This is a genomic window from Devosia sp. LC5 (assembly GCF_000735585.1).
Classification (GTDB): Bacteria; Pseudomonadota; Alphaproteobacteria; order Rhizobiales; family Devosiaceae; genus Devosia.
Genome location: NZ_JNNO01000010.1, coordinates 88,739 through 96,763 on the forward strand (window position 1 = coordinate 88,739; position 8,025 = coordinate 96,763).

The following is an 8,025-nucleotide window of genomic DNA, read 5'->3' on the forward strand; positions in this document are numbered from 1 at the left end:
TCATTGCCCCCTTATATGGGGAGTGTCGGGCACTATTTAAGCAGAAGTCTGCGCCAGCGTCAGCCTTGCCACCGGCACACGATAGGGTGAGCAACTGACATAGTCGACGCCGAGCCCCGCAAAGAACTTGAGCGAGACCGGATCGCCGGCATGTTCGCCGCAAATGCCGATCTTGAGATGGGGATTGGCGGCCCTGCCCCGCTCGATGGCGATGGAGATCATTTCGCCCACGCCCTTTTCGTCAATGGTGACGAAGGGGTCGCGCTCATAAATGCCCTTGCGCTGATAGGCGGCGAGAAAAGTGGGCGCGTCGTCGCGGGAAATGCCGAACGTGGTCTGGGTCAGATCATTGGTACCGAAGGAGATGAAATCCACCATATTGGCGATATCCCCGGCGCGCAGGCAAGCACGCGGCAGTTCGATCATGGTGCCGAAGGAGAATTTGACCCGGTCCGAGCGTAACAGGCCCGAATTGGCGGCAATGGCATGGGCCCGCTCACGCACCCAGGCGACTTCGGTCGCAGTAGAGACGAAGGGCACCATGACCTCGACGGCCACCGGCTCGCTTTGCTTTTCGCTGGCCGCGCGGACGCCCGCCATGATGGCCTGCATCTGCATTTGCAGAATTTCGGGATAGGTGATGGCCAGCCGCACGCCGCGATGGCCCAGCATGGGATTGATCTCGGCAATCCGCTCGAGCCGCAGGCGTAGCGCGCGCACGGCAAGGCCCAGCGAGGCGGCAGTTTCCTCAATGTCCTCATCGCTGCGCGGCAGGAATTCGTGCAAGGGCGGATCAAACAGCCGCACCGTGACCGGCAGGCCCTTCATGGCCGAAAACAGCGCGGAATAATCCCCCGTCTGGAAATCCACCAGGCCATTGACGGCGCGACTGCGGTCTTCCTCGTCTTCGGAGAGGATCATGCGGCGCAGCGCCACCATGCGCTCGGGCGAAAAGAACATGTGTTCCGAACGCGCGAGACCGATGCCTTCGGCGCCAAAACTCAGCGCCGTATTGGCCGATTCCACGGTTTCCACATTGGTGCGCACCGCGATGGTGCGGCTGGCATCGGACCAACCCAGCAGCGTGCCGATGGCCCCCCCGATATGAGGCTGCGCCAGCGAGAGGGTGCCGAGATAAACCGAGCCGTCGGATCCGTCGATGGTCAACCTATCGCCGCTGCGGAATTCACGATCGCCAATACGGCACACCATCTCGGCAGCATCGACGGAAAGCGTACGCACCCCGGCGACACAGGGCTTGCCGGTGATGCGGGCAATGACGCCAGCATGGCTGGACATGCCGCCACGCGCCGTCAGAATGCCGGTGGCGGCCTTCATGCCTTCGATATCAGCGGGGCCGGTTTCGTTGACCACCAGAATGCAATGTTTGCCGCGCGCGCGCAGCCGTGCCGCATCTTCGGGATTAAACACGATGATGCCGCTGGCCGCGCCCGGCGAGACGCCCAGGCCCGCTGCGATCGGCGCGGCCCCCTCGGTCGAGCGGATGCGGGGATGCAGCAATTGAGCCAGCCGCGACGGATCGACGCGGGAGACGGCGTTCTGGGCCGACCAGACCTTGCGATTGACGCGGTCGACTGCCGCTTCCAGATCCGCAGCCGCCGTCACCTGCGCTGGCCGTGCGGAAACGAACGTCACCTGGCCGCGCTTGATGGCAACCGAACACACCATATGACGCCCGGCCTTGGCATCGAGAAGGGCCACCAGTGGCTCGATCGTGTCGGGCAATTTGGGCAGTGGCCCGCCATTGATCGGCGAGGCACCCAGCGCGCCGGTGACCGCATTGCGGGTCAGGAATTGCTCGATTTCGCCATCGGCCAAAGCCTGCACCAGCACGATCTGCTTGCCGCGATCATCGTCCTGGCGAGGGCTGGTCCAGCCCTGGCCGAAGCCATAGCTGTCAAAGGCGTTCTTGATCGCCCTGGCCAGTGGCCTTGCCGGATCGACCGAATCTTCAGGATTGGCAGGGGCGGAAATCCCCAGCTTTGCCGGCATCAGCCCGCCATTATGGGTGGCGGCCGAGGTTCGGACCACGAGAACCGGCGGATTGCCATCCTTGTCTACCAGCTTGAACAGGCACGCGATCCAATGGGTGCGCAGCTTGAGGTCCCGCCGCGCCCGCTCAGATTGCAGAGCGTCCCAGGCGGCTCGGGTGATGCAGATGGTGGGCACAGTTGGGAAACCGGCTTCGCCCACGCGGAAAATCCAGCGCGATTTGCCGCTCAGCAGCTTGAGTTGGCTGGCCGACAGGTTCGCCTTCCCCATGGCCGGGGCGATCGCGAACATTTCCTGGGCCAAACTCACCGTTAAGTCCTTGCCATATTTACGGGTGCATAATGCCTATGACCCAGACCGGCTGCAACAAGACTTGACTTGGCGCAGCGCCGAAAGCATCTGATCTGATATGGAAAAGCGGCCACAACTAGACATTCTGCTCTGCGCCCCACGCGGATTTTGCGCCGGCGTCGATCGCGCCATCCAGATCGTGGAGCTGGCGCTGGAAAAATACGGCGCCCCCGTCTATGTGCGCCACGCCATCGTGCACAACAAATATGTGGTGGACGGGTTGCGCGACAAAGGCGCGATCTTTGTCGAAGAACTCGACGAAATCCCCGATACCGGGGCGCCCGTAGTGTTTTCGGCCCATGGCGTGCCCAAAAGCGTGCCGGCCGATGCGCGCACCCGCAACATGTTCTTTCTCGATGCCACCTGCCCCTTGGTTTCCAAAGTGCATGTGGAGGCCCAGCGGCATTTTGCCGAGGGTCATGAAATCGTGCTGATCGGCCACAAGGGGCACCCCGAAGTGGTGGGCACGATGGGGCAATTGCCCGACGGCGCGATCACGTTGATCGAAACTATTGACGATGCCCGCCGCTTTGAGCCGCGCGACCCGCAGACGCTGGCTTTTGTGACGCAAACGACGTTGTCGGTCGATGACACGCGCGAGATCGTCACCGCATTGCAGCAGCGCTTCCCCGCCATTAACGGCCCGCACAAGGAAGACATCTGCTACGCCACCACCAATAGGCAGGAGGCCATCAAGGCTGTGGCGCCGGAGGTGGATGCGATGATCGTGGTGGGCTCGCCCAACTCCTCCAATTCGCTGCGCCTGGTCGAAGTGGCCGAGCGCGCGGGCTGCAAGGTCGCCGTGCTGGTTGACCGCGCCGCCGATATCGACTGGGCGCGGTTCGAAGGCATCAAATCGCTGGGCGTTTCGGCCGGTGCCTCGGCCCCCGAGAAACTGGTAGATGAGGTGATCGAGGCCTTCGCGCAGCGCTACGACATAAAGGTCGAGGCCCGCGTCACCGCCAAGGAAAACATCGCCTTCAACATTCCACGCGAGTTGCGCACGATTGAAGCTGCGGTTGCGCGGTGAGTGACCACGTCATCCTTGAAACCGAGCGCTTACGCATAGTGCCCTGGCGGGCCGATCAGGTCGATGAGCTGTTCAGCCTGCATTCTGACCCTTTGGTGGCACGGTTTTATGACATTACGGGCGCGGCATGGTCGATGGAGAAGTGCCGCGAGCGCCTTGATGGTTGGATAGCGGATCTGGAGCAGCACGGGCTGGGCAAGCACCGCCTCGAAAGCCGCGCCGATGGCCGATTGCTGGGCCGCGCCGGGTTCAGCCTCCATGCTCGGACCGGTGAACCTGAACTGGGCTACGGGCTGTTTTCCCAAGCGTGGGGAAAAGGCTATGCCACCGAAATAGCGATTGGCTTGCGCGACTGGTTCTTTGCCACGCGGCCTGAGCACTACTTCATCGCTTTCGCGCATCGCGACAACACAGCCTCTCGCCGCGTCCTCGAAAAGATCGGCATGCAGCCGACCTATGCGGCGATTTTTGCCGATATGCCCCACCAATTCTATGATTTGAAACGGCCTGCCCATGAGCGATAGTGTAATCATCCATACCGACGGCGCGTGCTCCGGCAATCCGGGACCCGGCGGCTGGGGCGCTATTTTGCAATATGGCGACAAGACCAAGGAATTGAGTGGCGGCGAACAATTGACCACCAACAACAAGATGGAGCTGACCGCCGCCATCGAGGCACTCAACGCGCTCAAACGCCCTTGTGTGGTCGAGCTGCATACCGATAGCCAATATGTCAAAAATGGCGTCCAGAGCTGGATGCATGGCTGGAAGAAGAATGGCTGGAAGACCGCCGACAAGAAGCCGGTGAAGAATCTCGAACTCTGGCAGGCGCTGGACGAAGCGACCAAGCGCCACACGATTTCCTGGCATTGGGTCAAGGGCCACAACGGCCATGACCTCAACGAGCGCGCCGATCAGCTGGCCAATGAAGGCATGGCGCCGTTCAAACCCAAGCGCGATGGCGGGCTGTCGCGGTCCAATCTCTAGGTGAGGACTCGAACCTTCGTTCCATCGTCATTACCCGGCTCGTCCGGGTAATCCATTCTCTCCGAGCGCACTGAAGCATGGATTGCCCGGACAAGCCGGGCAATGACGGCGGAACTGAGAACTCAGGCTCGTTTCGGCAGCAGCCCCGACACGGCCTTCCAGGCCGGCATGATGACATAGCCGGCAATCGGAATCAGCACCGCGCCCAGCGCGAGGCCCGCAATGCCGTCAACCAAAGCAGTCATGAACCAGCCGGCGAAGCCGCTGATGGCCGGCAGAGCATGCTGGCCCCATTCGGCCGCCGCCTCGACAATGTGTTCGGGCGCGGTTAGCCCAAAGCTCACCAGTCCATGGATAACGATGCCGCCACCGACCCAGATCATGGCCGCCGTGCCGACCACGCCCAGAATCTGCATGAAGACCGGCATGCCGGTGACGAGCCCCCGGCCGAATGCCCGGCCGCCGCCGGTTCGACCGTTGGTCGCCAGCCACAGCCCCACATCATCGGCCTTCACGATCAGCGCGACGCCGCCATAGACCACTATTGTGATGCCGATGCCGACGACCGCCAGGATGATTGCTTCATTGACGATATTGCCGGTCTCGATGGCGGCCAGGGCAATGGTCATGATCTCGGCAGAGAGGATGAAATCTGTCTGGATCGCCCCGGCAATCTTGGATTCCTCGAGCGCCGTCGGGTTCGGCGGCGCAGCCTCGACCTGCACTTCGTGGTCGTGGGCAAGGTGCGGAAATAGCGCCTGCAGCACCTTTTCTGCGCCCTCATAGCAAAGATAGGCGCCACCGATCATCAATAGCGGCGTAATCAACCAAGGAACGAAAGCGCTGAGCAGAAGCGCGGCGGGCAACAGGAAAATCAGCTTGTTCTTGATCGAGCCCAGCGCGATCTTGCCGACAATGGGTAGTTCGCGGTCCGCAGAAAAGCCATCGACATAGCGCGGGGTCACCGCCGCATCGTCGATCACCGCGCCCGCGGCCTTGACACCCGCTTTGGCCGCTTGCCCCGCCACATCATCCAGGGACGCCGCGGCGACCTTGACCAGGCCGGCCACGTCGTCGAGCAGGGCGAGCAAACCAACACTCATTGGCGTATTTCCTTTTGCAGCGGCGCCGGTTTAGTTTGGCGTTGATGCCAACCGAGCGCAATATCGTCCCATGAGCAAACGATTTTTAATCAGTGCGGCACTGGCCGTGGCGCTAACGAGCCCTGCTTTCGCCCAGTTCCCACCGCCCGGCGTTTATCTTTGCGTCGACATGCAAGGCGCCGCCTTCGGCACGCTGGGCCTTGCGCCGGCGGGCGACTACGACTTCCGTTCCAGCACCGCCATTGGCGGTACAGGCCAAATGGCGTCGTCGGGCAATAGCGTCAATGCTGTGAGCGGCCCATTGGCCGATATCGGGCTCACGGGCAGCTTCAGCACCGAGGGCGGCAGGACCTCGTTCATGTTCAGCACGAACATGGGCAGCGTTTTGTGCGCTACCCCGGCCTAGCTCGTCGCTGCGGGTTGGCGGCTTTTCCTAGCCGGCAACCTTGGAGAAATCGGCCACCAGATGCATGGTGTCGCGCAGGCGGGCCAGCAGATTCAGCCGGTTGGCTCGGACAGCCGGATCGGCGTCGTTGACCAGCACCGCAGTGAAGAACGCATCCACCGGCGCGCGCAAAGTCGCCAATTCGGCCATGGCGCCCTTATAGTCGTCCTTGGCCACATGGGCGGAGACGGCGGCGTGCACGGCGTCGACGGCAAAGGCCAGCGTGGTTTCCTCCGCGAGTTGCAAAGTGTCCTGATCGACAGCGCCGGCGTAGCTCTTGCCGTCCTTTTTCTCCTCAGCAGCAAGGATATTGGCGGCGCGCTTGTAGCCGGCGAGCAGGTTCTTGCCGTCTTCGGACGAGAGCAGGGTCGAGAGGGCCTCGGCGCGCTGGGTGATCTGCAGGATGTCGTTGCTATCGGCCGAAACCACTGCATCAAGCAGATCGTGCCGAGCACCTGCATCGCGCAGGGAAACCTTGAGCCGATCATGGAAGAAGGCCAGCAGGTCCGGCTCGACCTTGAGGGGGAATTTGAGCCCATTTTCGGAAATGATGCGGATCACACCCAGTGCCGCACGGCGCAAAGCGAATGGATCACGGGAGCCGGTGGGCTTTTCGTCGATGGCCCAGAAGCCGGTCAATAGGTCGAGCTTGTCGGCCAGTGCCACGGCAATGGAGGTGGGCTCGGTCGGCACCTTATCGGTGGGGCCGAGCGGCTTGTAGTGCATCTCGATGGCGGTGGCGATATCAGCGGGCTCGCCCTGCGCTGATGCATAATAGCGACCCATCAGGCCCTGCAATTCGGGGAATTCGCCGACCATGCCGGTGGTGAGATCGGCCTTGGCGAGCATGGCGGCGCGCTTGGCGCGTTCGGGATTGGCGCCCACTTGCGGGGCGATTTCGCTAGCGAGCTTCACCAGCCGCTCGACGCGCTGGAACTGGGTGCCCAGCTTGGCGTGGAACACGGTGTCTTCGAGCTTGGGCAGGCCATGTTCGAGCGGCAGGGCCAGATCGCCCTGATAGAAGAAGGCCGCATCACTGAGGCGGGCGCGGATCACCCGTTCATTGCCGGCCGTGATCACCGCGCCGCCATCGGTGGCGATGGTATTGGCGGTGATGATGAAATTGGGCGCCAGCTTGCCCTCGGCATCGCGCAGGCAGAAGCATTTCTGATTGGCGCGAATGGTGGCGATGATCACCTCTTCGGGCAGCTTGAGGAAATCGGGATCGAACGAGCCCATCATGACGACCGGCCATTCGACCAGCCCTGCCACTTCCTCGAGCAGGCCTTCATCGGCAATGACAGTCAGGCCTTGAGCAAAGGCCAGGTGCTCGGCATCGGTCCTGATGATGTCCTTGCGGCGATCGATATCGAGCACCACCTTGGCGCGCTCCAGCGCGGCCGCATAATCGTCGAACCGGCGCACCTTGATGGCCTCGGGCGCGAGGAACCGGTGACCGAACGTAGTCTGGCCTGATTTCAGCTCGTTGGAGGCGAAGGGAATGACCACCGGCTCTTCGTTTTCAGCGCCGAAGGTAGCGGTGATGGCACGCAGCGGGCGCACCCAATTAAAGGTGCCGCTGCCCCAGCGCATGGATTTGGCCCAGGAGAAATCGGTGAGAATCTTGGGCAGAACGGCCGACAGCAGATCGACGGCATCGGCGCCGGGCCTGCTGATATGGGCGACATAGAAGTCACCCTTTTTGGGATCGCTCTCGACTTTGGCATCTTCGATCGAGGCCAATCCCGCAGCACGCAGGAAGCCATCGATGGCCGGTTGCGGCGCACCGACCTTGGGGCCCTTCTTTTCTTCGCGGGTGTCCGGCGAGCGGGCGGGAAGCCCCGTCACGGTCAGCGCCAGGCGCCGGGGCGTCACGAACGCCTTGGCACCTTCATAGACCAGGCCCGCATCCACCAGCGCGTTGGTCACTGCCTTGCGCAGATCCTCAGCCGCACGACGCTGAAAGCGGGCGGGGATTTCCTCGGAAAAAAGTTCGAGCAGCAATTCGGGCATGGCACGCGTACCGGAAGTTAGAGGCGCGGTTTGCTTAGCTTGGGGAGCGGGTTATGTCCACTTCGTTCAAGTCACCATCCGCC

At 62.3% G+C, this 8,025-nt stretch carries 7 protein-coding genes; 4 read left to right on the forward strand and 3 right to left on the reverse strand.

Annotated elements, in window-relative coordinates; all coding sequences use genetic code 11:
• Positions 1-36: 36 nt before the first annotated feature.
• Positions 37-2,322 (reverse strand): putative PEP-binding protein, encoded by a 2,286-nt coding sequence (locus FF80_RS06815; RefSeq protein ID WP_152558293.1) that lies wholly within the window; start codon positions 2,320-2,322, stop codon positions 37-39.
• 100 nt (positions 2,323-2,422) lie between these two features.
• On the opposite strand from FF80_RS06815, the gene ispH reads away from it, so the two are divergent.
• From ispH to rnhA, 3 genes are read left to right on the forward strand one after another with little or no spacing between them, the layout of a single operon-like run.
• On the forward strand, positions 2,423-3,394 hold the full coding sequence (gene ispH / locus FF80_RS06820) for a 4-hydroxy-3-methylbut-2-enyl diphosphate reductase (protein WP_035098840.1): 972 nt from the start codon (positions 2,423-2,425) through the stop codon (positions 3,392-3,394).
• Positions 3,391-3,918 carry a GNAT family N-acetyltransferase gene (locus FF80_RS06825; protein WP_081917304.1) on the forward strand — a complete coding sequence of 176 codons (528 nt, stop codon included), beginning with the start codon at positions 3,391-3,393 and terminating at the stop codon, positions 3,916-3,918. The genes ispH and FF80_RS06825 overlap by 4 nt, the downstream gene beginning before the upstream one ends.
• Positions 3,908-4,381, forward strand: coding sequence for a ribonuclease HI (gene rnhA, locus FF80_RS06830; protein WP_035098841.1), 474 nt, complete (start codon positions 3,908-3,910; stop codon positions 4,379-4,381). Before FF80_RS06825 ends, rnhA begins: the two co-directional genes overlap by 11 nt.
• 122 nt (positions 4,382-4,503) lie before the next feature.
• Here the strand turns inward: rnhA and FF80_RS06835 are convergent, their stop codons facing one another.
• Positions 4,504-5,484, reverse strand: coding sequence for a DUF808 domain-containing protein (locus FF80_RS06835; protein WP_035098842.1), 981 nt, complete (start codon positions 5,482-5,484; stop codon positions 4,504-4,506).
• Between the two features lie 70 nt (positions 5,485-5,554).
• Here FF80_RS06835 and FF80_RS06840 point away from each other — a divergent pair, with 70 nt between their 5' ends.
• Positions 5,555-5,890, forward strand: a complete 336-nt coding sequence (locus FF80_RS06840; protein ID WP_152558294.1) for a hypothetical protein — start codon at positions 5,555-5,557, stop codon at positions 5,888-5,890.
• 27 nt (positions 5,891-5,917) lie between these two features.
• Here FF80_RS06840 and glyS read toward each other — a convergent pair whose 3' ends face one another.
• The gene (gene glyS, locus FF80_RS06845; protein WP_035098844.1) at positions 5,918-7,942 is read right to left on the reverse strand and encodes a glycine--tRNA ligase subunit beta; all 2,025 of its coding nucleotides are present in this window, start codon (positions 7,940-7,942) and stop codon (positions 5,918-5,920) included.
• Between the last annotated feature and the right edge of the window lie 83 nt (positions 7,943-8,025).

What these genes read in the sequence shown, in the direction of transcription:
- ispH (WP_035098840.1), top strand. Translation starts at nt 2,423, where the DNA reads ATGGAAAAGCGGCCACAACTAGACATTCTGCTCTGCGCCCCACGCGGA.
- rnhA (WP_035098841.1), top strand. Translation starts at nt 3,908, where the DNA reads ATGAGCGATAGTGTAATCATCCATACCGACGGCGCGTGCTCCGGCAAT.
- FF80_RS06835 (WP_035098842.1), bottom strand. Translation starts at nt 5,484, where the DNA reads ATGAGTGTTGGTTTGCTCGCCCTGCTCGACGACGTGGCCGGCCTGGTC.
- FF80_RS06840 (WP_152558294.1), top strand. Translation starts at nt 5,555, where the DNA reads ATGAGCAAACGATTTTTAATCAGTGCGGCACTGGCCGTGGCGCTAACG.
- glyS (WP_035098844.1), bottom strand. Translation starts at nt 7,942, where the DNA reads ATGCCCGAATTGCTGCTCGAACTTTTTTCCGAGGAAATCCCCGCCCGC.